We start from the raw sequence: 22,609 nt of genomic DNA, 5'->3' as shown, positions 1-22,609 counted from the left end.
GGCTACAGGCGCTCGATGATGGTGACGTTCGCCGTGCCGCCGCCTTCACACATCGTCTGCAGGCCGTAGCGACCGCCGATGCGTTCCAGCTCGTTGAGCATGGTGGTGAACAGTTTGGCGCCGGTGGCACCCAATGGGTGGCCGAGCGCGATCGCGCCGCCGTTGGGGTTGACCTTTTCCGGGTCCGCCTTGATCTCTTTGAGCCAAGCCAACACCACCGGCGCGAAAGCCTCGTTGATCTCGACGGTGTCGATGTCATCGATGGACAGCCCGGCCTTGTCCAGTGCATAGCGCGTCGCCGGGATGGGCCCGGTCAGCATGAAGACCGGGTCGGCCGCGCGGGCGCTGATGTGATGGATGCGGGCCCGCGGCGTCAGGTTGTGCTCCTTGACGGCCTTTTCGGACGCCAGCAGCACTGCACTGGCACCGTCGGAAATCTGACTGGCCATGGCCGCCGTCAGCCGGCCACCCTCGACCAGCGGCTTGAGCCCGGCCATCTTCTCCAGCGACGATTCGCGCGGGCCCTCGTCGAGCCGGAACGGCCCGGATTCCGTTTCGACGGTGATGATCTCGTTGTCGAAGTGCCCGCCGCGGATGGCCGCGAAGGCGCGCTCGTGACTGGTCAGCGCGTAGCGTTCCATCTCCTCGCGTGACAGGTTCCACTTCTCGGCAATCAGTTCAGAACCGCGAAACTGTGAGATCTCCTGGTCGCCGTAGCGGTGCAGCCACTGTTTGGATTCGTTGGTCGGAGAAGTGAATCCGAATTGCTCGCCCACCGTCATGGCCGACGAGATCGGGATCTGGCTCATGTTCTGCACGCCGCCGGCCACGATGAGGTCGGCCGTGCCGGATAGAACCGCCTGTGCGCCAAAGGAAATCGCCTGCTGGCTGGAACCGCACTGGCGGTCGACGGTGACGCCGGGGACCTCTTCGGGATAGCCGGCGGCCAGCCAGGAGAGCCGCGCGATGTTGCCCGCCTGTGCGCCGATGGCATCGACGCAGCCGGCGATCACGTCGTCAACCGCGGCGGGATCGACGTCGACCCGGTCGAGCAGTCCGCGCCATCCCAGGGCGCCCAGGTCCACCGGGTGAATCCCGGACAGCGATCCGCCGCGCTTGCCGACCGCGGTACGCACGGCATCGATTACATACGCCTCTGTCATGTTTGCGACTCCTTCGTGATTCCGCCAAGAACGATGGCGAGGTATTGCTGACCGACTTGCTCCGCGGTGAGCGGCCCGCCCGGCTGATACCAGCGCACCGACACCCAAGTGGTGTCCCGGATGAAGCGGTAGACCAGGTCGACGTCGAGGTCGGGCCGGAAGTAGCCCTCCTCGACGCCCTGATTGAGCAGCTCGAGCCACATCTTGCGCTGTTGCCGGTTCATGTCCTCGATGTAGGAGAACCGGGGCTGGGACAGCAGCCGTTGGGCCTCGTCCTGGTAGATGACGACCTGCGCGTGCCGGTGCTCGATCGCCTCGAACGACGCCATGAACAACCCCTTGAACCGCTCCAGGGGGTTGGCCTCGCTGTCCACGATTTCGCGGTAGCGCGCGAACAACCAGTCCAGGAAACTCCGCAACAGCTCGTCGACCATCTCCTCTTTGGAGGAGAAGTGGTGATACAGACTGCCGGATAGGATCCCTGCGCTGTCGGCGATGTCGCGGACGGTGGTGGCACGCAATCCGCGCTCGGCGAACATGGTCGCGGCAAGCTCCAGTAGCTCGTCTCGCCGGCTGTTGGCCTGACCGGGCACTCGGTCCACCGGATCAGAGTATCAACCAAGCGCTTGCTTGGCCACCGAGGTGTGGCTTTTCACTTCACCGGCCGTGTGGAATCAGCGCGGCGAGACCGCCGGCGGGATCTGAGACTCCACAACTGTAAACACGTCGCGGGCGCGCGCCAGTCAGCGATATCGCAGCTCACGGGTGCTGACTGGAAACCGAGATGACCTCGCCGGTGAGGTAGCTCGAGTAGTCGCTGGCGAGGAACGCGATGGTGGCCGCCACCTCCCACGGCTCGGCGGCCCGCCCGAAGGCCTCGCCGGCCGACAGCCGGTCGAGCAACTCCGACGACGACGTCTTCTCCAGGAATTTGTGCCGCGCGATGCTAGGCGACACTGCATTGATCCGCACGTCGTACTCGGCGGCTTCGATTGCGCTGCAACGGGTCAGCGCCATCACCCCGGCCTTGGCGGCGGCGTAGTGCGACTGCGAGTGCTGCGCGCGCCAGCCGAGCACGCTGGCGTTGTTGACGATAACCCCGCCGTGCGGCGCGTCCCGGAAGTACCGCAACGCCGCGCGGGTGGCGCGAAACACCGACGTCAGGGTCACATCCAGGACGCGGTCCCACTCCTCGTCGGTCATGTCGACCACCGGCGTCTGTCCGCCCAGCCCGGCGTTGTTGATCAGGACATCGATGCGGCCCATCCGGGCCGTGGCCGACGCGAACAACGCATCGATCTGCGCGGTGGACGTCACGTCGCACAGCACGCTTTCGACCCGGCCCTGCCCGAGCGCGGTGAGCTCGTCGGCGGTCTCCCCCAGCCGGCGTTCGTGGTGGTCCGAGATCACCACGTCGGCCCCCTCGGCCAGTGCCCGCCGTGCGGTCGCCGCGCCGATGCCGGTGCCCGCGGCCGCGGTCACGACCACCACCTTGCCTTGCAGAAGTCCGTGTCCGGCAATCTCTTTCGGAACTTCGGACAGACTCATCCTTTGACCTCTCGAGGTAGGCCGAGCACCCGCTCGGCGATGATGTTGCGCTGGATCTCGTTGGATCCGCCGTAGATGGTGTCGGCACGGGTGAACAGGAACAGCCGCTGCCATTCGTCGAACTCGCCGTCGGCCATTACCAGGCCCGGCTTACCGATGACGTCCATGGCCAACTCGCCCAGATCGCGATGCCAATTGGCCCACAACAACTTCGACACGTTGTCCTGCCCGGGTTGCTCGACATCCATAGTGGCCAGCGCGTAGCTGCGCATCGCGCGCAACCCGGTCCACGCGCGGGTCAGGCGCTCGCGGATGAACGGATCTTCGGCGGCGCCGGTGCGCTGGGCAAGCTCGGCCAGATTGGAAAGCTCACGGGCATAACGAATTTGCTGGCCCAGCGTCGACACGCCCCGCTCGAAGGTCAGTGTCCCCATAGCGACGCGCCAACCGTCGCCGGGCTCACCGACCACCAGAGAGGCCTCGGTCCGGGCGTCGTCGAAGAACACCTCGTTGAATTCCGCGGTGCCGGTGATCTGGACGATCGGACGGACTTGAACGCCCGGTTGATCCAGCGGTACCAGCAGATACGACAGGCCGGCATGGCGCTTGGAGCCCTTTTCGGTGCGCGCGACCACGAAGCACCATTGCGACAGGTGCGCCAGCGACGTCCACACCTTCTGGCCGTTGATCACCCACTCGTCGCCGTCGAGCTCGGCGGTGGTGGCCACGTTGGCCAGGTCGCTGCCGGCGCCGGGCTCCGAATACCCCTGGCACCACAGCTCGGTCACGTCGAGGATCTTCGGCAAGAAACGCTGCTGTTGCTCGGGTGTGCCGAACGCGATCAGCGTGGGGCCGAGCAGCTCCTCGCCGAAGTGATTGACCTTGTCTGGGGCGTCGGCCTTGGCGTACTCCTCGTAGAAGGCCACCCGGTGCGCGGTGGACAGGCCCCGGCCGCCGTGCTCGACCGGCCAGCCCAGGCAGGTCAGCCCGGCCTTGGCCAGATGCTGATTCCATGCCCGGCGCTCTTCGAACGCCTCGTGCTCGCGTCCGGGCCCGCCGAGACCCTTGAGAGCTGCGAATTCGCCGACCAGATTGTCGGCGAGCCACTGACGGACCTCGGCCCGGAACTCCTCGACGTCCTGCATGCCCTGTAGGCTAACCTACCAAGCACTTGCTTTGTAGCTCGGTGACGATGCGCGACGCGGAGCGGCGCGAGGAGGAATCGAGCGGTCAAATCGCGCTAGTCGCTACAGGAGCATTCGATGACCAACGATCCGCGCACGGTGCCCGCGGCGCTGGATCGTTTCGCGGCTCAGCTCCCCGATCACGACGCGTTGGTCACCGATGAACGATGCTTCACCGCCGCCGCGCTGCGTGACGAGGTACGCCGGGCCGCCGCCGCCCTCATCGACCTCGGGGTGCAAGCGGGAGACCGGGTGGCCATCTGGTCGCCGAACACCTGGCATTGGGTGGTGGCGTGCCTGGCGATTCACCACGCCGCAGCCGCGATGGTGCCGCTGAACACCCGCTACACCGCCACCGAGGCCGCCGACATCCTGGCGCGCACCGGCGCTCCGGTGTTGTTCGGCATGGGCCGATTCCTCGGCACCGATCGCGTCGCCGACCTGAACCGCGACGCCCTGCCGGCGCTGCGCCACATCGTGCGGATACCGATCGAGGCGGACGACGGGACGTGGGACGACTTCATGGCCCGCGGCAGCGATCTCGACGCCGTTACCACTCGCGCGTCCGCAGTCGCACCCGATGACGTCAGCGACATCCTCTTCACGTCCGGTACCACCGGCCGCAGCAAAGGCGTACTGTGCGCGCACCGACAGTCGCTTTCGGCCTCGGCGGCCTGGGCGGCCAACGGCAAGATCACCAGTGACGACCGCTACCTGTGCATCAACCCGTTCTTTCACAACTTCGGCTACAAGGCCGGCATCCTGGCCTGTCTGCAGACCGGCGCGACGCTGATCCCCCACCTGATTTTCGACCCGCTGCGCGCGCTGCAAGCCATCGAGCAGCACCGCATCACCGTGCTGCCCGGCCCACCGACCATCTACCAGACCCTGCTGGACCACCCGGCACGCAAGGATTACGACCTGAGCTCACTGCGGTTCGCGGTGACCGGCGCCGCGACCGTGCCGGTCGTGCTCGTCGAGCGCATGCAATCCGAACTGGACATCGACATCGTGCTGACCGCCTACGGGCTGACCGAGGCCAACGGCATGGGCACGATGTGCCGCGCCGACGACGATGCGGTCACCGTGGCCACCACCTGCGGACGCCCATTCGCCGATTTCGAATTGCGCATCGACGCCCCCTCACCCGAGGACCCGGGCGAGGTGTTGCTGCGCGGGCCGAACGTGATGCTGGGCTACCTCGAAGACCCGGACGCCACCGCGGCCGCCATCGACGCCGACGGCTGGCTGCACACCGGTGACATCGGCGCCGTCGACGCCGCCGGCAACCTGCGCATCACCGATCGGCTCAAAGACATGTACATCTGCGGTGGATTCAACGTCTACCCCGCCGAGGTCGAGCAGGTGCTGGCCCGGATGGACGGCGTGGCCGACGCCGCCGTGATCGGAGTTCCCGACGAGCGGCTCGGCGAAGTGGGCCGGGCGTATCTGGTGACCCGGCCCGGCGCCCACCTCGACGAGCAATCTGTGATCGCTTACACCCGTGAGCATTTGGCGAACTTCAAGGCACCGCGCTCGGTGCGGTTCGTCGACGCGTTGCCGCGCAATGCGGGCGGCAAGGTGCTCAAACCACAACTGCGAGAGCAGGGCTGATGGATCTGGAACTCGACGAAGAGACCTTGGCGTTTGCGGCGGAGGTGCGGGAATTCTTGGCGACCAACGCCGATTCGATCCCGACGAAGTCGTACGACAACGCCGAAGGCTTTGAACAGCACCGGCATTGGGACCGCGTGCTGTTCGATGCGGGCCTGTCGGTGATCAACTGGCCGAGGAAGTACGGCGGCCGCGACGCACCGCTGCTGCACTGGGTGGTGTTCGAGGAGGAGTACTTCCGGGCCGGTGCCCCGGGCCGCGCCAGCGCCAACGGCACCTCGATGCTGGCGCCGACCCTCTTCGCACACGGCACCGACGAGCAGCGTGACCGGATCCTGCCGAAAATGGCCAGCGGCGAGGAGATCTGGGCCCAGGCGTGGTCCGAGCCCGAGTCCGGCAGCGACCTGGCGTCACTGCGGTCCACCGCTACCCAGACCGGCGGCGGCTGGCTGCTCAACGGGCAGAAGATCTGGAGCTCGCGAGCACCGTTCGCCGAGCGGGCTTTCGGGCTGTTCCGTTCCGATCCCGGCGCCGAGCGCCACAACGGGCTGACGTACTTCATGTTCGACCTGAAGGCACCGGGTGTCACTGTGCGGCCCATCGTCCAGTTGGGTGGCGACACCGGTTTCGGTGAGATCTTCCTCGACAACGTCTTCGTTCCCGACACCGACGTGATCGGTACCCCGCACGAGGGCTGGCGGGCGGCCATGAGCACGTCGAGCAACGAACGCGGCATGTCGCTGCGCAGTCCGGCGCGCTTCCTGGCCACCGCTGAGCGGCTGGTGCAGCTGTGGAAGGACCTTGGCTCACCAGATACGTTCGCCGACCGGGTCGCCAACGGCTGGATCAAGGCGCAGGCCTACCGGCTGCAGACCTTCGGCACGGTGACCCGGCTGGCCCTCGGCGGTGAGTTGGGCGCGGAATCGTCGGTGACCAAGGTGTTCTGGTCTGACCTCGATGTCGAATTGCACCAGACCGCGCTCGACCTGCTCGGCGCCGACGCAGAGCTCGCCGGCCCGTGGACCGAAGGGCTACTGTTCGCGTTGGGTGGGCCGATCTACGCCGGCACCAACGAGATTCAGCGCAACATCATCTCCGAGCGGTTGCTGGGCCTGCCGCGTGAGCAGTCCGGGGGCAAGAAGTGAAATTTGCGCTAGACGAACAGCAGCGCGACTTCGCGGCCAGCATCGACGCCGCGCTCGGCGCGGCAGACCTGCCCGCCGCAGTGCGCGCGTGGTCCGCGGGCGATACCGCTCCGGGCCGCAAGGTGTGGGAGCAGCTGGCCAACCTGGGCATCACCGCCCTGGCCGTGCCGGAGAAATTCGATGGCATCGAGGCCCATCCGGTCGACCTCGTCGTCGCTATCGAACGTCTCGGGCGTTGGTGCGTGCCGGGCCCGGTGGCCGAATCCATCGCGGTGGCACCGGTCTTGCTCGCCTCTGGCGATAAGGCCGACCGCTGCGCCGAATTGGCGTCCGGGGAACTGATCGCCACCGTCGCGCTGCCACCGCAGACACCGCGCGCCGTCGACGCCGGCGTCGCCGGACTGGTGCTGTTGGCCGGCGAGGGCGGCGTCACCGAGGCGACACCGGGCGACGTCCACGAATCCGTCGATCCCAGCCGCAGGCTCTCCGACGTGACCGCGACCGGTGTGGCGTGGCAAGCAGACATCAAGCGGGCCTACGAGTTCGGCGCGCTGGCGACCGCCGCCCAGCTGATCGGTGCGGCCGAGGCGCTGCGCGACGGCGCGGTCGATTACGCCAAGCAACGCACCCAGTTCGGCCGGGTGATCGGCTCGTATCAGGCGATCAAGCACAAGCTCGCCGACGTACACATCGCCATCGAACTGGCCCGGCCGCTGGTATACGGCGCGGCGCTGACCATGGATTCCCGCGATGTCAGCGCGGCCAAAGCCGCCGCGTCCGAGGCGGGGCTGCTGGCCGCACAATCGGCGTTGCAGACCCACGGCGCCATCGGTTTCACCCAGGAACACGATTTGTCGCTGTTGCTGCTGCGCGTGCAGGCGTTGCGGTCCGCGTGGGGTACGCCGGCGCAACATCGGCGGCGAGTACTGGAGGCGCTGTGACAGTGATGAATGAAGAACGGCGGATGCTGGCCGAGACCGTCGCCGCCCTGGTGGCCAAGCACGCGGGTCCCGCGGCCGTGCGCGCGGCCATGGAGTCCGACCGGGGCTACGACGAATCGCTGTGGCAACTGCTGTGCGAGCAGGTCGGCGCCGCCGCGCTGGTGATACCCGAGGAGTTGGGCGGCGCGGGTGGCGAATTAGCCGACGCCGCAGCCGTTTTGCGGGAACTGGGCCGCGCCCTGGTGCCCTCCCCGCTGCTGGGTACCACGCTGGCCGAGCTGGCGCTGCTGAGCGCGACCGAGCCGGACACCGCCACGCTGGAACGGCTTGCCGAGGGCACCTCGATCGGCGCGCTGGTGCTCGACGCCGACTATGTGATCAACGGTGATGTCGCCGACGTCGTGCTCGCCGTCGCGGACGGCCGACTGAACAGGTGGACACGATTCGGTGCGGAGCCGGTCGCCACCATGGACCCGACCCGGCGCCTGGCCCGGGTGAAAGCCGAGGAGACCATCTCGATCGGCCCCGACCCGGGGCTGGCGGACACGGCGGCGATCCTGCTGGCGGCCGAGCAGATCGGCGCCGCCGAACGCTGTTTGGAACTGACCGTCGAATACGCCAAGGACCGAGTGCAATTCGGCCGGCCGATCGGCAGCTTCCAGGCACTCAAGCATCGGATGGCCGATCTGTATGTCACCGTCGCAGCCGCGAAGGCCGTCGTCACCGACGGGTGCGATGACCCCACTCCCACCAACGCAGCCACCGCCCGCCTGGCCGCAACCGAGGCGCTGAACACGGTGGCCGCCGAGGGCATCCAACTGCATGGCGGCATCGCGATCACCTGGGAGCACGACATGCACCTGTACTTCAAACGTGCCCACGGCAGCGCGCATCTGCTGGATTCGCCGCAACAGCTGCTCAAGCGACTGGAATCCGAGGTACTGAAGACACCGTGACCCACCGAGTCTCGCTACGAGCCGGCATCCCACCGTTTTACGTGATGGATGTCTGGCTGGCGGCCGCGGAACGCCAGCGCAGCCACGGCGACTTGGTCAACCTGTCGGCGGGCCAGCCCAGCGTGGGGGCACCCGAGCCGGTGCGGGCGGCGGCGGCCGCCGCCGTGCATTCCAACGAACTGGGTTACTCGGTGTCACTGGGAATTCCCGAGCTGCGCGCCGCGATCGCCGCTGACTATCAACGTCAGCACAGCCTCGACGTCGAAGCCGACGCGGTGGTGATCACGACGGGTTCCTCGGGCGGCTTCTTGCTCACCTTCCTGGCCTGCTTTGACGTCGGTGACCGGGTGGCGCTGGCCAGCCCCGGCTACCCGTGCTACCGAAACATCTTGTCTGCGTTGGGATGCGAGGTGGTGGAGCTACCCTGCGGACCGCAGACCCGCTTCCAGCCGACCGCGCAGATGCTCGCCGAACTCGACCCCCCGGTGCAAGGTGTCGTCGTGGCAAGCCCCGCCAATCCCACGGGCACGGTCATCGAGCCGACGGAGCTGGCAGCGATCGCTTCGTGGTGTGATGCATCGGGAGCGCGGCTGATCAGCGATGAGGTCTACCACGGTCTGGTTTACGAGGGGGCACCGCAGACCAGCTGCGCGTGGCAGACATCGCGAAATGCCGTAGTGGTCAACAGCTTTTCGAAGTATTACGCGATGACGGGCTGGCGGCTGGGCTGGCTGCTGGTGCCGCCCGAGCTGCGCCGCGCCGTGGATTGCCTCACCGGGAACTTCACCATCTGCCCGCCCGTGCTGTCACAGCTCGCCGCGGTCGCGGCCTTCACGCCGGAGGCCACCGCCGAAGCCGACGGCCACCTGCATCACTACGCGAGCAATCGCTCGTTGCTGCTCGATGGGCTGCGCAGCATCGGCGTCGAGCGTCTGGCCCCGACCGACGGCGCGTTCTACGTCTACGCCGACGTCTCGGAGTTCACCGACAACTCTCTTGCATTTTGTTCGAATCTGTTGGAGGACACTGGAATTGCGATCGCGCCGGGCATCGACTTCGACACCGCGCGCGGAAACTCGTTCGTGCGACTGTCTTTTGCGGGGCCGACGAACGACATCGAAGAAGCGGTGCGACGGCTCGGCCCCTGGCTTTCGGCCCGCTAGGTAAATCCGGCGCGGCACCTAAGTTCCGAGTACCTGCCCGATGCGCGCCTCGAGCGCAGCGCGATCGCCGACACCCGCCACGTCGATGCCGAACCGCTCACCGAGCACGTCGACAACCGCCGCAGCGTCGTCGAGACGGATTTTCTCGCTGCCGTCGCCACGGTGGATGCTCAGGTTCCTTCCGGCCAGGTTGTAGCGGGCGTCGTCGGTGGTCAGCGCAACCATCAGGCCGGTCACGAAGATCGACGAAGGGTGCGTGGACACGTACCAGCTGCCCACCGTCAGATCGACCTGCGGCACGGTCTGGGTACCGAATATGTACAGCGGTTGCCACTCGTCCCGGACCAGGGCCTGCAGGACCAGGCCGTCGCCGCGATCGTTCAGCCGGTACGGCTCGTGTGTGGTCGGCTGCGCGTTCCCGGTCTGCAAGCGGATGGGCGAGGTCAGGGTCTGGCCGCCGAAGCCGACGTCGACCAGGAAGGAACCCTGCGAGCCGGGGAAAGTCACCGCCAGCACCGTGTGTGTCTGGGCCCCCGGCGGCGCGTCGGGTGGCAGCATCCAGACCACCCGCCCGGCCAGCCGCCGCACCCGGAACCCGATTTCGGTCAGCGCGTACCCCATCAGCCCGTTCTGCTCGTAGCAGTAGCCCCCGCGGTGACGGTAGACCAGCTTGTCGGTCAGCGCTTCCGGGCTCAGGTCGTCGACCGGCACGCCCATCAGCGGATCGAGATTCTCGAACGGGATCGAGCCGGTGTGCGCAGTCATCAAGTCCTGCAGCACCTCGAGCGTCGGCTCGGCGGGACCGCGGTAGTTGATGCGGTCGAAGTACGCGCCCAGATCCAGCGTCATGGCACCATTCTGGCCCCGCGGCTTTCCGCCGAAGCAGCGGGCGTCGGCATCGATTGTTTCATTCATGTCGAATACGGCAACCCGCCAACAGGGGCCTGAGCGCTTCCCAACACTGACAACGGAGTCCATCATGAACACCAGCAACACCGTCTGGATCGTCGTCGCCGCAGTCGTGGCCGTCTTCATAATCATCGTTCTCGTCATGCTTGCCCGCAGAGCGAGCTTGCGCCGCCGCGAGCGGGAGGCCGAGCGCATTCGCGAACAGGCCAAGGTAGAGGGCGCCAAGGTCGAGCGCCGCGAGGCGCTGGCCGCGGAGACTGCCGCGAAAGCCCGTGCCGCGCAGGCCGAAGCCGAGGCCAAGGCGGCCGAAGCCGCCCGGCTGCAGGATCGGGCGGCAGCGCATCAGACCGAAGTGGCGTCCTCACGCGAACAACTGAACGACCAGTTGCAGCGGGCCGACAGCCTCGATCCGAGGGTGAAGACCGAAAAGGACTCGGCTGCTGACAAGGCCGGCGCCGACCGCGACGCCGCGTGGAGCCAGGAACAGCCGATCGCGGACAACTCGCCAACGGTGAACATGGCGGAAAGCGAGCGCGACGCCGGCACCCATCGCGGCGGGCCCACCTAAAGAACGGCTACAGCCAGGTGTCTTGGGTGGTGGTGGTCAAAAACGCCTCCAGGTCGTCGCGCCACTGCGCCGGCGTCGTCTTGTCCGGTTCGATGCCGGTGTATTCACCGCGGTAGAAGAGCAGCGGCCGCGGTTTGATCTTTGGCGCCTCCGAAAGCGACTGCACCGCACCGAAGACAACGAAGTGATCGCCGCCGTCGTGCGCGGAGGCCACGGTGCAGTCTATGTAGGCCAGCGAATTGTCGATGATCGGCGAACCGAGTTCGGACGGGTGCCAGTCGATCCCGGCGAATTTGTCCGGCTCCTTGGAGCCGAAGCGGGCCGAGACGTGCTTCTGCTGCTCGGTCAGCATGTTGACGCAGAACCGGCCGCTGGCCTCGATGGCCTTCCACGACCGCGACACCTTGGTGGGGCAGAACAGCACCAGCGGCGGATCCAGTGACAGCGCCGCGAAGGACTGGCAGGCGAAGCCGACGGGCACCTCGTCGTGCACGGTGGTGATGATGGTGATCCCGGTGCAGAACTGGCCGAGCACGCTGCGGAACGTGCGCGGGTCGATCGGCGCGGCCTTCATGAGCTCGAATTTATCCCTTGAAGCCGACGCTGAAGTCGTGGCCCCACAGGCTGATCGCGGTGCTCTCCCGGGCGATCCAGTCATCGTCTTCGACCTGTCTTCCCTCGCAGCCGAATTCGACGTCGAATCCGCTGGGCGTCTTCATGTAGAAGGACAGCATCAGGTCGTTGACGTGGCGGCCCAGCGTCGCCGACATCGGCACCTTGCGGCGTAGCGCCCGATCCAGGCACAGACCCACGTCGTCGGCTTCTTCGACCTCCACCATCAGGTGCACGATGCCGCTCGGGGTCTGCCCGGGCATGAAGGCCAGGCTGTGGTGACGCGGGTTGCAGCCCAAAAAGCGCAGCCAGGCCGGCGGCCCGTCGGCGGGACGGCCCACCGCCTGCGGCGGCAACCGCATCGAGTCACGCAGCTTGAAGCCCAACACATCCCGGTAGAAGTGCAGTGTCTCTTCGTCGTCGCGGGTGGTCAGCACCACGTGCCCGAGGCCCTGCTCGGCGGTGACGAACTTGTGCCCGTACGGGCTGACCACCCGGCGATGCTCGAGGGCGGCGCCGTGGAAAACCTCAAGGCAGTTGCCGGACGGATCAAAGAAGCGGATCATCTCGTCGACGCGGCGGTCGGCCAGTTCGACGGCGGTCGCCTCCTTGTAGGGCGTGCCCTCGAGGTCGAGGCGCTTCCGGATCTCTTGCAGGCCCGCGGCGTTCGCGCATTCCCAGCCGGCCTCGCTGAGCCGGTCCTGCTCGCCGGGCACGATCACCAACCTGGCGGGGAAATCGTCCATCCGCAGATACAGCGCACCCTCGGTGGCACCCTTGCCCTCGACCATGCCGAGAACCTTCAAGCCGTAGTCGCGCCAGGCCGCCATGTCGGTGGCTTCGATACGCAGATAGCCCAGAGAACGAATGCTCATCGCGCACCTCCCAGGAAATCGATGGTGAGCTTGTTGAACTCGTCGAACTTCTCTACCTGCGCCCAGTGCCCACATTGCCCGAAAACGTGAAGCTGTGCGCGCGGAATGGTTTTCAGTGCGACCAGTGCACCGTCCAGCGGGTTGACCCGATCCTCGCGGCCCCAGATCAACAGCACCGGCTGACGCAGCCGGTGCACCTCGCGCCACATCATCCCGAGCTCGAAATCGGCTCCGGCGAAAGACATTCCCATCGCGCGGGTCGCGGTCAGCGATTCGGGCGTGCTGGCTAACTCGAAACGCTGCTCGATCAATTCGGGGGTGATCAGTTTCTGGTCGTAGACCATCACCCGCAGAAACGCCTCGAGGTTTTCACGGGTGGGCTCGGCGGAGAATTTGCCCAGCCGTTTGACGCCCTCGGTCGGGTCGGGTGCGAACAGGTTCACACTCACCCCGCCCGGCCCCATCAGCACCAGACGGCCGGCCAGGTCCGGGTAGTCCAGAGCGAAGCGGACCGCGGTGCCACCACCCAACGAATTCCCAACCAGCGGAACACGTCGGAGACCTAGCTGGTCGAACAGACCCTTGAGTGCCCGCGCCGCGTAATGATTGAACTGTCCGTGCTCGGCGCGCTTGTCGGAATGGCCGTACCCGGGCTGGTCGACGGCCAGCACGTGGAACTGTCTCGCCAGCACCGGGATGTTGCGCGAGAAGTTCGTCCAACTCGCAGCGCCCGGACCGCCGCCGTGCAGCAACACCACCGTCTGCTCGTTGCCTACGCCCGCCTCGTGGTAGTGCAGTTTCAGCGGACCGTCGACGTCAACCTCTGCGAACCGCGAAGTGGACTCGAAGGTCATTCCTTCGGTTGTCGAGGTCATCAGACCATGGTGTCGCCGGGCGGCAACCCGAACTCGTTGTTCCCGAAGATCTGATAGGCCCGCTCGGGGTCGTTGGCCGCGTGCACCCGGCCGGCATGCGCATCACGCCAGAACCGTTGCACCGGTTGGTCATTGCCCAGGGCGGTGGCCCCGGAGGCCTCGAACAGCCGGTCGATGGAGGCGATCGCCCGTCCGGTGGCGCGGACCTGGTCGCGGCGAGCGCGGGCACGCAGGTCGAACGGGATCTCCTTGCCCGCCGACAGCAGCGCGTACTCGTCCGCAACATTGCCGCTCAGCTGGCGCCACGCCGCGTCGATGTCGCTGGCCGCTTCGGCTATGCGGACCTTGGCGAACGGGTCGTCCTTGGCCTTCTCACCGGCGAACGCCGCGCGCACCCGCTTGCCCTGGTGCTCGACGTGCGCGTCGTATGCCCCGTAGGCCATGCCGACGATCGGCGCCGAGATGGTGGTGGGGTGCATTGTGCCCCAAGGCATTTTGTAGACGGCGGCGGTGTTGGTCTCATAGCCGCCCGCGGTGCCGTCGTTCATCGCTTTGTAGGACAGGAACCGGTGCCGCGGCACGAAAACGTCCTTGACGACGATGGTGTTGCTCCCCGTGCCGCGCAGGCCGACGACATGCCACACGTCATCAATGCGGTACTCGCTGCGCGGGATCAGGAAAGAACCGAAGTCGACCGGGCGCCCGTCCTTGATCACCGGGCCGCCGAGGAACGCCCACGTGGCGTGGTCACAACCCGAGGACCAGTTCCAGGACCCGTTGACCAGGTAACCGCCGTCGGTCACCACGCCGGCGCCCATGGGGGCATACGACGACGAGACCCGGGTCTTGGGGTCGTCGCCCCAGACCTCCTCCTGCGCCCGCTGATCGAACAGCGCCAGGTGCCAGTTGTGCACGCCGATGATCGAGCCCACCCAGCCGGTGGAACCACACGCGCTGGCCAGCCGCCGCACCGCCTCGTAGAACAGCGTCGGATCGCACTGCAACCCACCCCACTGCTCGGGCTGCAACAGGGTGAAGAAGCCGACATCCTGCAGGTCCTGAACGGTCTCGTCGGGCAGCCGCCGCAAATCCTCCGTCGCCTGGGCGCGTTCGCGTATCCGCGGGAGCAGATCATCGATGCCAGCCAGAACCGACTGCGCATCACGCTGTTGAATGGACGTCACTTACGTTTGCCTCCTGCGCCAGACTTGGTCAGCGGACTTACACCAGAGACTAGAACACGTTCCGATTTGTGTCGAGCAGGGTATTCCTGCGGCTGGTAGCGATACGAATCCGCTTTTCTGTAACATGTTCTAGTTGTAACGAAAGGAAGGGACGGGCCTTGACCGAGGCGATTCCCGACGAGCCACTCGGTGACCACGTCCTTGAGCTGCAGGTCGCCGAGGTCGTCGCCGAGACCGACGATGCGCGGTCGCTGGTGTTCGCGGTGCCGGACGATGCGGGCGACCCCGACATCCCGCCCGAGCGGCTGCGATACGCGCCGGGTCAGTTCTTGACGCTGCGCGTTCCCAGCGAGCGCACCGGGTCGGTGGCCCGTTGCTATTCGTTGTGCAGTTCGCCGTTCACCGACGATGCGCTGACCGTCACGGTCAAACGCACCACGGACGGCTACGCGTCCAACTGGCTTTGCGACCACGCGCACAAGGGCATGCGGATCCACGTGCTGGCGCCGTCGGGCAACTTCGTGCCCAAAACGCTCGACGATGACTTCCTACTGATGGCCGCGGGCAGCGGAATCACCCCGATCATGTCGATCTGTAAGTCGGCGCTGGCCGAGGGCAGCGGACAGGTGACGCTGGTCTACGCAAACCGCGACGACCGTTCGGTGATCTTCTCCGACGCCCTGCGCGAGCTGTCGGCCAAATATCCCGATCGGCTCACGGTGTTGCACTGGCTGGAAACTCTGCAGGGCCTGCCCAGTGTTGCCGCACTGGCCAGGCTGGCCGCGCCCTACACGGACCGGCCGGTGTTCATCTGCGGCCCGGGCGCCTTCATGGATTCGGCGAGACAGGCCCTGGAAACGCTGAAAGTGCCTGCGGCGCAGATACATATCGAAGTCTTCAAGTCGCTGGACTCGGATCCGTTCGCGGCGGTGAAAATCGAGGACACGGCCGAAGGCGACCAGCCGCCGGCGACCGCTGTGGTCGAGCTGGACGGCGAGACCCACACCGTCTCGTGGCCGCGCAACGCCAAGCTGCTCGACGTGCTGCTGGCCAAGGGTCTCGACGCGCCCTTCTCCTGCCGCGAGGGCCATTGCGGCGCGTGTGCGTGCACGTTGCGTAGCGGCAACGTGAGCATGGAGGTCAACGACGTGCTCGAGCAGCAGGATCTGGACGAGGGCCTGATCCTGGCCTGTCAGTCTCACCCTGAATCTGATTCGGTGGAAGTCACCTACGACGAGTAGTCGCCGGGTTAAGTTTCACCCTGGGGAGAAAGGGAAGCATCGATGATGCGGCTGGTTTCGGGACTCGCGGTCGTCGCGGTGATGCCGGTGTTTCTGCCCGCCGGGGTGTGCGCGGCGGCGAGCAACACCGCCACCACGCTGTTCCCGCTGGATGGGCCCAATCAGCTGGAGACGCGCGCCATTCTCAACTGCTTCAAAGCCGATGGCCACTGCGATTTCACCGCCGGGGCGGACATGTTGACACCCAACGGGGTGACCGGCTTCCCGCCCGGCCTGTGGGCCCGGCAGACCACCGAGATCCGGTCCTCGAACCGGCTGGCCTATCTGGACGCGCACGCCGACGGCCAGTACGAGCGGGTGCACAAGTCGATGGGTTCCGACGAGATCACCACCATCTACATGGGTGAGGGACCGCCGGAGAAGTATCAGACGAACGGGCGCATCGACTCCACCGACTGGCAGACGGGCCAGCCCAAGACCGACAACAACGTCATCGCCTGCACCCACGTCCAGGTGGTCTATCCCGGGGTCAACATCACGTCCCCGAGCACCTGCGCGCAGACCACGTTCTCCTGAAACGCCCGGTCACGGTTCCTGCGTATCGGGTCAGGACTTTTCTTTCCAGGCTTGTAGCGCCCGGTGGAGCTCGGCGCGGGATCGGATGCTCAGTTTGCGGTAGACGTGGCTGAGGGTGACTTCCACGGTCTTCGGGCTCACGAACATCGCGGCCGCGATGTCACGATTGGTCAAGCCCGACACGGCCAGGTCGGCGACGCGTTCTTCGGTGGCGGTCAATCCGGGTTCGCGGCCTCGGATTGAGAGACGCGCCAATTCGGTTTCGGCGCGCTCGGCCCACGCCGTAGTGCCGAGTTGGAAAAAAGTGTCCCGCGCCTCGCGCAGCGCTGCACCAGCCGCGTCGCGCCGGCGGTGGCGGCGCTGCAGCTGGCCGGCCAACAGCAGAGTGCGGGCGCGTTCGAACGGCATTGCCAGGCGTTGGTGCTCGACTAACGCCAGTTCCACGCTTGTCATCGCGCCGGTGACATCACCGCGCGCCGCCGCGAGCAGGGCGCGACAGCGCATGCCGACCGCCAAGGTCCATGCGCGGTTGAGCCGGCGGCCATTGCGCTCCAGGGATGCCACCAGCGGCTCGGCGTCATCCAATCGACCAAGACCGACCATGGCCTCGACGGCCTCGGGAACGAAGGACGACGAGATGATCTCACTTGCCTCTGGGAAGAGGGCCACCATCGGCAACAGCGGTTCGAGCGCGTCAATGGCCGCTTGGTAGTCACCGGCTGACACCTCGACGAATCCGGCTATCGTCGCCGGCCACTCGGCCAAACGTCTTGAGCCGCAACGTTGGGCAGCTGCTATCGCCTGGCTGAGATCGCCTCGAGCGGCACCGAGGCGGCCACCGTGCGCGGCGACCGCGGCCCGAAGGGTCAGCCCGATGAAGATCGGGAAGTCGCCGCCTAGCTGAGTTGCCCGTTCCATCGTGGCGTCGGCGATGACGGCCGCACTGGCGAGGTTGCCGAGCCAGATGTCGATGAGCGTGAGGTGAAAACCGATGAAGATCAGCTCAGCTTCCTCGCCGAGGGCGAGACATTGCCGTTCCATTTCCGCCAGTTCGTCACGGGCCGTTTGCAACTCGCCCGTCCAAGCGCGCAGCAGGCTCATCTGCGCGCGAGGCCGCAACGGCAACGGGACCGACGAGCCCGGCCCTTCCATTCCGACCGCGCGTTTCATGGCGAGCTCGTCAAACCCCTTGCCGCCCATGAAGTCGATCATCACGCGCATGCCCAGCGCCGGCCCGAGCAGTGCGGCGGCGCCAAGGCGCTCGGCGTCGGTCACGGCCTGCTCGACACGTGCATAGGCGTGCTCATGTCGGCCCGCGTTGAGCAGAGCGAACGCCAGGCTGATCAGGATGCGGACGCGTAGGCCGGCGTCTGCGCCGCTTTCGTCCACCGCCTGCTCTAGCACACCCGCCGCTTCCAGGAAGCTGTCGTCAGACAGGACGATCAGCCCCAGCTGATGCAACGCTTCGGCACGGGTCGGGCAGGGTGGCAATGTCGCAACGACCGTGTCGAGTATTCGCCGGGCTCGGGCGGTGTCGCCTGCGACAAAATAGCAAGTGGCACACCGTATTTCGCGCCGCGGATCGGTGTCACCGGCCAGGCCGACGGCCAGTTCGATCAGCTCGGCAGCGGCGGCCGGTGCGCCCCTGCCACGGGCAATCTCGGCGGCCCTGTCCAGCGCTGCCAGGGTCTCCGGCTTTCCGGATGTGTCGGCGAGTGCGAGGTGGCGCGCATGCAACTCGGGCTGGTCGGTGATTTCGGCGAGCCGTCGGTGCATTTCGCGGCGGCGACCGGGCGCCGCGGCGCTGTAGACGCCGTGCGCCAGAAGGGGATGGGTGAACCGGAGCCGGCTCCCGTCGATGGCCACCACCGCTTGGTTTTCGGCCTCCCTGAGCGATTGCATCACTTGGTCCGGCGGCGAATCGACGGCCTGTGCCACCATCACCACCGTCGGATCGGGCAGGCTGGCGATGGCAAGCAGAACGTCTTCGGCGCCAACGCGACTGATCCTCGCGCGGACCAACTCGCTGAGGCTGCCCGGCAGGCGCATTTCGAAAGTGCGTCCCTGCGTGCCCAGTTCTCGGGCCAACTCCAGCGCGAAAAACGGGTTACCCCCGGCTATCTCGTGAATGCGTAATAGCGTAGGGCGCGCCACCGACTGCCCCAGGCGCATCAGCAGAACCTGATGCAACTCGCCTACGGTCAAAGGCTGCATTCGGATGCGACGCATGTCGTCGGGGCTGGGCAGCTGCAATCGTGGGGCGGCCTCTTCGGTACGCGTAGTGCACAGCAGGGCCGCACCGGCCCGAAGGCGGCGCGCGGCAAACGCCACCACACTGGCACTCGACGCATCCGACCACTGCAGGTCATCGATGGCAATCACGACGGGCCGCTCAGCGGCCAGTCGACCGATGATTGCCACGAAAGCCGCCGCCACGGCCCTGGGATCGATATCGGAAGCCGCGACGAGGTCTCTCAGCAGCGCACCGTCCAAGGCCTGCTGCTGCGGAGCCGGCAGATCCGCCCAGATCGTGTCGTCGACATCATCGAGCAGATCGGCCAGCACCGTATAGGCCAGTACCGACTCGGCCGCGGCAGCGCGGCAACTCAGCACGCGATATCCGCATTCACCGGCCCGGCGGACCGCGTCCGCCCAGACCGCCGTCTTGCCGATCCCCGCCTCGCCCTCGATGACCAGAGCGCACGATCTACGCGGCAAAGAGGCGAGAAAATCGGTGACGGCGCGCTCTTCGGCCTGTCGACCGACCAATCGCTCCGTCACATCAAACCCTCACACGATCAGGGGGCTGGGCCGCCACCCCGGCAATGACGTCGCGTTGACGGCCTGTCTTTCACGGCACGACACCCATACCGTTGGCTCCTTTGTTTGCCAGCCCCAGAGCCCGTCCCGATCGGTGGCTACTGCAGGGATTCTCGCAGAACTTTCCTGAGCCGGGCTGATTTCGCTGACATCGGCGGTCGGCAACTATGTACGCGCAGCCATGCCACTTTGCTCTACGGCACCGGTTGTCGGACGCGAAAAGTGGTCGCCACCAGCGAGCCGGCCCGTCAGCAATCCAAGGGCCGCATCCAACCGACGCCGGCGCTGATCCGTTCCGCGGGTGCGCCGACGTCGGCGCAGATCTGCGCAACTATCTCGGTTGACTCGGCAGCAAAGACACCGAACATGTAATCGTCGTCCGGCACCGTCATCGCCGTCAAAAGCTGCACCGGAGTGCCGCGAGTCGACATGAATTCAGCACGGCAATTCAATCGGTCGACGATATCGTCTATCGAGTGGGCGGATGTTCGTGGTCCGTACCACTCGACGAGGAACCGTTGTGGTTGAGGCCCCGTGATCGCCATTGTGTTCACGATATTCATGTCGGCAATGGTCGGCATCAGGGTTTTCCCTACCGTATATAGCTCTGCGGGATCTCCGAGTCGGTTGTCAGAGCGCAGGGGTATGCCTGATCGGTTGAGGTCTCTGAAATCTTCCACCGCGCAACGCGATTCGGCAAGATCCTGTGCGCGACGTGACCCCCGCGGGTGTCCCGAATGCGAAGTTGATTTCGCCCATCGGCACCCGTTCCATCAATTTCTGGAAGCTCGCACGCGGTCGGGGCAAACTGCGATTATCTTTGCGGATTATTGATTCTGAACAATTAAAGCTGGGCGCGGGGACACCCGAATTGGTGCCCCCGGCTCGGCCGTCTGCGCCGTTAGTACAGCGGTATCCAAGTGCCGAAGAACCAGTAACCGAAACCCCCGTAGTCCGGGTTGAAAACCGGAACGACGGTATAGGTGTTGTACGTGAACGGTGAGAAATAGTTCTGCCCGTAGGACGCATCAACCGGTGCCCCCTGCCAGGGTTGGTTCCAGCCACCGGCAGGCGGCGGCCCGTTCCAGCCACCCGCGGGCGGCGGGCCTTCCCAGTTGGGCGGGGGCGCGCCAGGGGCCGGGCCATTGCTCCACCCGTAGCCATTCGGTGGCGGCGGTGGTGGCGCTCCCTGGCCCGGGACCCAGTAACCACCACCCGGCACGTTGGTGGGGCCGCCAATCTCTCCAGTGGGTCGTTGGATGGGCGGGGGCGGCGGGTAGTACGGCGGGTGAGGAGGCTGGGTCCAGGGCGCGTTGAGGATTGGGCGCGGCGGCCTGGGCGGGTATGAATTGTGCTCGCCCGGCTGGTTGGTAGTACCGCCCCACGGTGCCCCCGTGGTCGGGGTCGCGCCGCCCCACGGTGCGCCGTTCGGCGGCGTGGAGCCCGAGCCCCCGTAACCGGGTCCGGGGTTGGGGGCCGGGGTGCAGTTCTTGTACCAGGCGGGACACACCGTCGGCATCGGTGACGTCGAGCCGTTCGCCGGTGCCTGCCAGGAACTCGGCGGCGTGTTGTTCGGCGCCTGCTGCCAGGAGCTGGGCGAGGTGTTGTTCGGCGGCGTCGTACCCGAGCCCCCATAACCGGAACTCGGGCTGGGGCCGGGCGCCGGCGTGCAGTTTTTGTCCCAATTGGGGCATTGCGTCGGCATCGGGGCCGTCGTACTGTTCGGCGGCTGCTGCCACGTGCTCGAGGCCGGTGGCGGCGTGCTGGGCGCTTGCGTCGTGCGCGGCGGCGGCGTCGACTGCCATGTGCTCTGCGGCGGCGCCGTGGTGGGCGGCGGCGTCGACTGCCACGTGCTCTGCGGCGGCGCCGTGGTGGGCGGCGGCGTCGACTGCCACGTGTTCTGCGGCGGCGCCGTGGTGTGCGGCGCCGCAGTGGTGTGCGGCGCGGGGGCGGTCGGCACCGTGCCGGTGCCCCCGTAACCGGGATTGGGGCCGGGGTTCCCGGAGCAGCCCTGTTGCCAGCTGGGGCATGGCGGGTCCAGCGGCGCGGAGTTCGCGAAGCCCCCGTTGACAGCCGTTACGGAGATGCCCAGGCCGCTCGCGACTGCCGCCGCCGCGGCGAGACGTTTGATAGACATCGGTTGCGTCCCCTCTCGGGATTTGGTCCGAACGATTCCGCCGGCCTGCGCTATGGACAGGTCACGTCCATCTCGAATGGTTTGGTTACCGGCTTCGGATTGTGGGGGTCGCTCACATCGGCACCGGTTGCCGTGCCCTTGATCTGAATAGCGTTGTCGCCCACCGCGGCTCCGGCGTTGCCGCCCTGCCCCTTTGCGGCATCAGAGAAGCCGAGCGTGATGCCGTCGACGTTGCCTAGTCCGACCGCGTGAACGATCGGCGGGTTGTCCTTGCTGACGACTGCCCCGACGCCTTTGGTGGGGTCGCCAATGCCGATGCTGATGTTGTCGCCGACCGGTTTGCAGGTGACCGGACCGCTGACGTTCTGGTTCTTGCCGTCCACAATCACCTGCGGTCCGGCGGCCTGCGCCGCCGGGTTCGACGCTTGCGGGTTCGACTTATTGCCCGAACAGCCGGCGCCACTGGCGATTACGATGGCCAGGCCGGCTACACCGACGATGATCTGACGCTTCACCGCTGATCTCCTTCATGTGGGGATGTCCACCGTTCGCGACCCCGCTCGGCAACCCGATGAATTACTGCGTCGGGCCGGGGATTTGGTAAGCGCACCTACCGGTCGTGTGTTCGGTGAGCGCGACGGGCTGGCCGTCCACCTGGATCGAGCAGTCGTGCGGGCCGCCGGTTTTGTCGGTGTAGTTCAATGCCAGGTATGGGCTTCCGGTCACCTGCACGGTCTGGGACCACGGGACCGAAACCCAGGTTGTGGTGCTCGCCGGATACACCGGGGTGCCCGGGTCCGGAATGACGGAGAAGACGTCGCCGCCGCCGAGGATCCGGTACACGACGGTATGTTGCGCCGGGTCGGCCTTGGCGGCGGGCAACATGGCCGGCGGGGCAGCGCTCATCGCTACGGCAATGGCCGCCAGCAAGCCGGCCAGGGCGCTGGGCCGTGGCGTCGCGCTGACGTGTCGCCACCGGCGAGAGTCAGCATTCATGTTGCGGTAAGCCGAATCCGTTGGCATGACGCCCCTTTCGATGCGCAGCCCGCTGCGACATGCGGGCGTGCCCGCAGTCTTCCGATGAAGCAACCATCGCCG

Annotated in this window: 23 protein-coding genes; 9 read left to right on the top strand and 14 right to left on the bottom strand. The window is 66.6% G+C overall.

Features of this window, described 5'->3' with window-relative positions; all coding sequences use genetic code 11:
• Positions 1–2: 2 nt before the first annotated feature.
• From fadA6 to ipdE1, 4 genes are all read right to left on the bottom strand, one after another.
• Complete coding sequence (gene fadA6, locus AC5Y4F_RS20710) at positions 3–1,163, bottom strand: steroid 3-ketoacyl-CoA thiolase FadA6 (RefSeq protein WP_499998228.1); 1,161 nt, start codon at positions 1,161–1,163, stop codon at positions 3–5.
• A complete protein-coding gene (gene kstR2, locus AC5Y4F_RS20705; RefSeq protein ID WP_156750036.1) occupies positions 1,160–1,765 on the bottom strand; it encodes a TetR family transcriptional regulator KstR2 in 606 nt (201 codons plus the stop codon). The genes fadA6 and kstR2 overlap by 4 nt, the downstream gene beginning before the upstream one ends.
• Positions 1,766–1,922: 157 nt before the next feature.
• Complete coding sequence (ipdF, locus tag AC5Y4F_RS20700) at positions 1,923–2,711, bottom strand: (5R,7aS)-5-hydroxy-7a-methyl-1-oxo-2,3,5,6,7,7a-hexahydro-1H-indene-carboxyl-CoA reductase (RefSeq protein ID WP_499998225.1); 789 nt, start codon at positions 2,709–2,711, stop codon at positions 1,923–1,925.
• Complete coding sequence (gene ipdE1, locus AC5Y4F_RS20695; protein WP_067934073.1) at positions 2,708–3,856, bottom strand: acyl-CoA dehydrogenase IpdE1; 1,149 nt, start codon at positions 3,854–3,856, stop codon at positions 2,708–2,710. Before ipdE1 ends, ipdF begins: the two co-directional genes overlap by 4 nt.
• Positions 3,857–3,973: 117 nt before the next feature.
• Here ipdE1 and fadD3 point away from each other — a divergent pair, with 117 nt between their 5' ends.
• Genes fadD3 through AC5Y4F_RS20670 form a run of 5 tightly spaced genes read left to right on the top strand, consistent with a single transcriptional unit; the run spans position 3,974 to position 9,714 of the window.
• Positions 3,974–5,509, top strand: coding sequence for a 3-((3aS,4S,7aS)-7a-methyl-1,5-dioxo-octahydro-1H-inden-4-yl)propanoate--CoA ligase FadD3 (gene fadD3, locus AC5Y4F_RS20690; RefSeq protein ID WP_499998222.1), 1,536 nt, complete (start codon positions 3,974–3,976; stop codon positions 5,507–5,509).
• On the top strand, positions 5,509–6,654 hold the full coding sequence (locus AC5Y4F_RS20685; protein WP_499998220.1) for an acyl-CoA dehydrogenase family protein: 1,146 nt from the start codon (positions 5,509–5,511) through the stop codon (positions 6,652–6,654). Before fadD3 ends, AC5Y4F_RS20685 begins: the two co-directional genes overlap by 1 nt.
• Positions 6,651–7,595: an acyl-CoA dehydrogenase family protein gene (locus AC5Y4F_RS20680; RefSeq protein WP_067934079.1), complete on the top strand. Its 945-nt coding sequence runs from the start codon at positions 6,651–6,653 to the stop codon at positions 7,593–7,595. The genes AC5Y4F_RS20685 and AC5Y4F_RS20680 overlap by 4 nt, the downstream gene beginning before the upstream one ends.
• Positions 7,596–7,600: 5 nt before the next feature.
• The gene (gene ipdE2 / locus AC5Y4F_RS20675) at positions 7,601–8,551 is read left to right on the top strand and encodes an acyl-CoA dehydrogenase IpdE2 (RefSeq protein WP_499998216.1); all 951 of its coding nucleotides are present in this window, start codon (positions 7,601–7,603) and stop codon (positions 8,549–8,551) included.
• Positions 8,548–9,714, top strand: a complete 1,167-nt coding sequence (locus AC5Y4F_RS20670) for a pyridoxal phosphate-dependent aminotransferase (RefSeq protein ID WP_499998214.1) — start codon at positions 8,548–8,550, stop codon at positions 9,712–9,714. Before ipdE2 ends, AC5Y4F_RS20670 begins: the two co-directional genes overlap by 4 nt.
• 18 nt (positions 9,715–9,732) lie before the next feature.
• Here AC5Y4F_RS20670 and AC5Y4F_RS20665 read toward each other — a convergent pair whose 3' ends face one another.
• Complete coding sequence (locus AC5Y4F_RS20665) at positions 9,733–10,563, bottom strand: arylamine N-acetyltransferase family protein (RefSeq protein ID WP_499998335.1); 831 nt, start codon at positions 10,561–10,563, stop codon at positions 9,733–9,735.
• Positions 10,564–10,693: 130 nt separating this feature from the next.
• On the opposite strand from AC5Y4F_RS20665, the gene AC5Y4F_RS20660 reads away from it, so the two are divergent.
• Positions 10,694–11,191 carry a hypothetical protein gene (locus AC5Y4F_RS20660; RefSeq protein ID WP_067934086.1) on the top strand — a complete coding sequence of 166 codons (498 nt, stop codon included), beginning with the start codon at positions 10,694–10,696 and terminating at the stop codon, positions 11,189–11,191.
• A 7-nt stretch (positions 11,192–11,198) separates the two neighbouring features.
• On the opposite strand, the gene hsaB is transcribed toward AC5Y4F_RS20660, so the two are convergent.
• Genes hsaB through hsaA form a run of 4 tightly spaced genes read right to left on the bottom strand, consistent with a single transcriptional unit; the run spans position 11,199 to position 14,737 of the window.
• Positions 11,199–11,765 carry a 3-hydroxy-9,10-secoandrosta-1,3,5(10)-triene-9,17-dione monooxygenase reductase subunit gene (hsaB, locus tag AC5Y4F_RS20655; protein ID WP_067934088.1) on the bottom strand — a complete coding sequence of 189 codons (567 nt, stop codon included), beginning with the start codon at positions 11,763–11,765 and terminating at the stop codon, positions 11,199–11,201.
• A gap of 10 nt (positions 11,766–11,775) precedes the next feature.
• Entirely contained in the window at positions 11,776–12,678 is a 903-nt protein-coding gene (hsaC, locus tag AC5Y4F_RS20650; protein WP_499998211.1) for an iron-dependent extradiol dioxygenase HsaC, read from the bottom strand.
• A complete protein-coding gene (hsaD, locus tag AC5Y4F_RS20645; RefSeq protein ID WP_067934093.1) occupies positions 12,675–13,553 on the bottom strand; it encodes a 4,5:9,10-diseco-3-hydroxy-5,9,17-trioxoandrosta-1(10),2-diene-4-oate hydrolase in 879 nt (292 codons plus the stop codon). The genes hsaC and hsaD overlap by 4 nt, the downstream gene beginning before the upstream one ends.
• Positions 13,553–14,737, bottom strand: coding sequence for a 3-hydroxy-9,10-secoandrosta-1,3,5(10)-triene-9,17-dione monooxygenase oxygenase subunit (gene hsaA, locus AC5Y4F_RS20640; RefSeq protein ID WP_499998209.1), 1,185 nt, complete (start codon positions 14,735–14,737; stop codon positions 13,553–13,555). The genes hsaD and hsaA overlap by 1 nt, the downstream gene beginning before the upstream one ends.
• A gap of 158 nt (positions 14,738–14,895) precedes the next feature.
• On the opposite strand from hsaA, the gene AC5Y4F_RS20635 reads away from it, so the two are divergent.
• Positions 14,896–15,978 carry a ferredoxin--NADP reductase gene (locus AC5Y4F_RS20635; protein ID WP_067934097.1) on the top strand — a complete coding sequence of 361 codons (1,083 nt, stop codon included), beginning with the start codon at positions 14,896–14,898 and terminating at the stop codon, positions 15,976–15,978.
• A 42-nt stretch (positions 15,979–16,020) separates the two neighbouring features.
• Positions 16,021–16,554 (top strand): hypothetical protein, encoded by a 534-nt coding sequence (locus AC5Y4F_RS20630; RefSeq protein ID WP_067934099.1) that lies wholly within the window; start codon positions 16,021–16,023, stop codon positions 16,552–16,554.
• 30 nt (positions 16,555–16,584) lie between these two features.
• Here the strand turns inward: AC5Y4F_RS20630 and AC5Y4F_RS20625 are convergent, their stop codons facing one another.
• The 3 genes from AC5Y4F_RS20625 to AC5Y4F_RS20615 form a co-directional block, all read right to left on the bottom strand.
• On the bottom strand, positions 16,585–19,335 hold the full coding sequence (locus AC5Y4F_RS20625) for an AAA family ATPase (RefSeq protein ID WP_499998206.1): 2,751 nt from the start codon (positions 19,333–19,335) through the stop codon (positions 16,585–16,587).
• 287 nt (positions 19,336–19,622) lie between these two features.
• Positions 19,623–19,805 (bottom strand): hypothetical protein, encoded by a 183-nt coding sequence (locus AC5Y4F_RS20620; protein WP_499998204.1) that lies wholly within the window; start codon positions 19,803–19,805, stop codon positions 19,623–19,625.
• Positions 19,806–20,275: 470 nt separating this feature from the next.
• Entirely contained in the window at positions 20,276–21,079 is an 804-nt protein-coding gene (locus AC5Y4F_RS20615) for an MAP_0585 family protein (protein ID WP_499998201.1), read from the bottom strand.
• Between AC5Y4F_RS20615 and AC5Y4F_RS20610 the strand changes: the two genes are divergently transcribed.
• Complete coding sequence (locus tag AC5Y4F_RS20610) at positions 21,042–21,353, top strand: hypothetical protein (RefSeq protein ID WP_499998199.1); 312 nt, start codon at positions 21,042–21,044, stop codon at positions 21,351–21,353. The genes AC5Y4F_RS20615 and AC5Y4F_RS20610 overlap by 38 nt on opposite strands.
• Before the next feature lie 208 nt (positions 21,354–21,561).
• Here the strand turns inward: AC5Y4F_RS20610 and AC5Y4F_RS20605 are convergent, their stop codons facing one another.
• Together AC5Y4F_RS20605 and AC5Y4F_RS20600 are read right to left on the bottom strand one after the other, a co-directional pair.
• Positions 21,562–22,026, bottom strand: coding sequence for a lipoprotein LpqH (locus tag AC5Y4F_RS20605; protein WP_067934102.1), 465 nt, complete (start codon positions 22,024–22,026; stop codon positions 21,562–21,564).
• 61 nt (positions 22,027–22,087) lie between these two features.
• A complete protein-coding gene (locus AC5Y4F_RS20600) occupies positions 22,088–22,534 on the bottom strand; it encodes a hypothetical protein (RefSeq protein ID WP_067934104.1) in 447 nt (148 codons plus the stop codon).
• Between the last annotated feature and the right edge of the window lie 75 nt (positions 22,535–22,609).

The sequence above is a fragment of the Mycobacterium sp. NGS56 genome, from assembly GCF_059812425.1.
The sequence above is the reverse complement of the archived record's forward strand: the minus strand, read 5'-3'. Positions and strand labels throughout refer to the sequence as shown.

Bases quoted from the DNA above. Each gene is read 5' to 3' on its own strand.
- hsaD (WP_067934093.1), bottom strand. From the start codon at position 13,553: ATGACCTCGACAACCGAAGGAATGACCTTCGAGTCCACTTCGCGGTTC.
- AC5Y4F_RS20660 (WP_067934086.1), top strand. From the start codon at position 10,694: ATGAACACCAGCAACACCGTCTGGATCGTCGTCGCCGCAGTCGTGGCC.
- ipdE1 (WP_067934073.1), bottom strand. From the start codon at position 3,856: ATGCAGGACGTCGAGGAGTTCCGGGCCGAGGTCCGTCAGTGGCTCGCC.
- ipdE2 (WP_499998216.1), top strand. From the start codon at position 7,601: ATGAATGAAGAACGGCGGATGCTGGCCGAGACCGTCGCCGCCCTGGTG.
- AC5Y4F_RS20600 (WP_067934104.1), bottom strand. From the start codon at position 22,534: ATGCCAACGGATTCGGCTTACCGCAACATGAATGCTGACTCTCGCCGG.
- hsaC (WP_499998211.1), bottom strand. From the start codon at position 12,678: ATGAGCATTCGTTCTCTGGGCTATCTGCGTATCGAAGCCACCGACATG.
- fadA6 (WP_499998228.1), bottom strand. From the start codon at position 1,163: ATGACAGAGGCGTATGTAATCGATGCCGTGCGTACCGCGGTCGGCAAG.
- AC5Y4F_RS20620 (WP_499998204.1), bottom strand. From the start codon at position 19,805: ATGTCGACTCGCGGCACTCCGGTGCAGCTTTTGACGGCGATGACGGTG.
- AC5Y4F_RS20665 (WP_499998335.1), bottom strand. From the start codon at position 10,563: ATGACGCTGGATCTGGGCGCGTACTTCGACCGCATCAACTACCGCGGT.
- AC5Y4F_RS20630 (WP_067934099.1), top strand. From the start codon at position 16,021: ATGATGCGGCTGGTTTCGGGACTCGCGGTCGTCGCGGTGATGCCGGTG.
- fadD3 (WP_499998222.1), top strand. From the start codon at position 3,974: ATGACCAACGATCCGCGCACGGTGCCCGCGGCGCTGGATCGTTTCGCG.
- AC5Y4F_RS20615 (WP_499998201.1), bottom strand. From the start codon at position 21,079: ATGCCGACGCAATGCCCCAATTGGGACAAAAACTGCACGCCGGCGCCC.
- hsaB (WP_067934088.1), bottom strand. From the start codon at position 11,765: ATGAAGGCCGCGCCGATCGACCCGCGCACGTTCCGCAGCGTGCTCGGC.
- AC5Y4F_RS20685 (WP_499998220.1), top strand. From the start codon at position 5,509: ATGGATCTGGAACTCGACGAAGAGACCTTGGCGTTTGCGGCGGAGGTG.
- ipdF (WP_499998225.1), bottom strand. From the start codon at position 2,711: ATGAGTCTGTCCGAAGTTCCGAAAGAGATTGCCGGACACGGACTTCTG.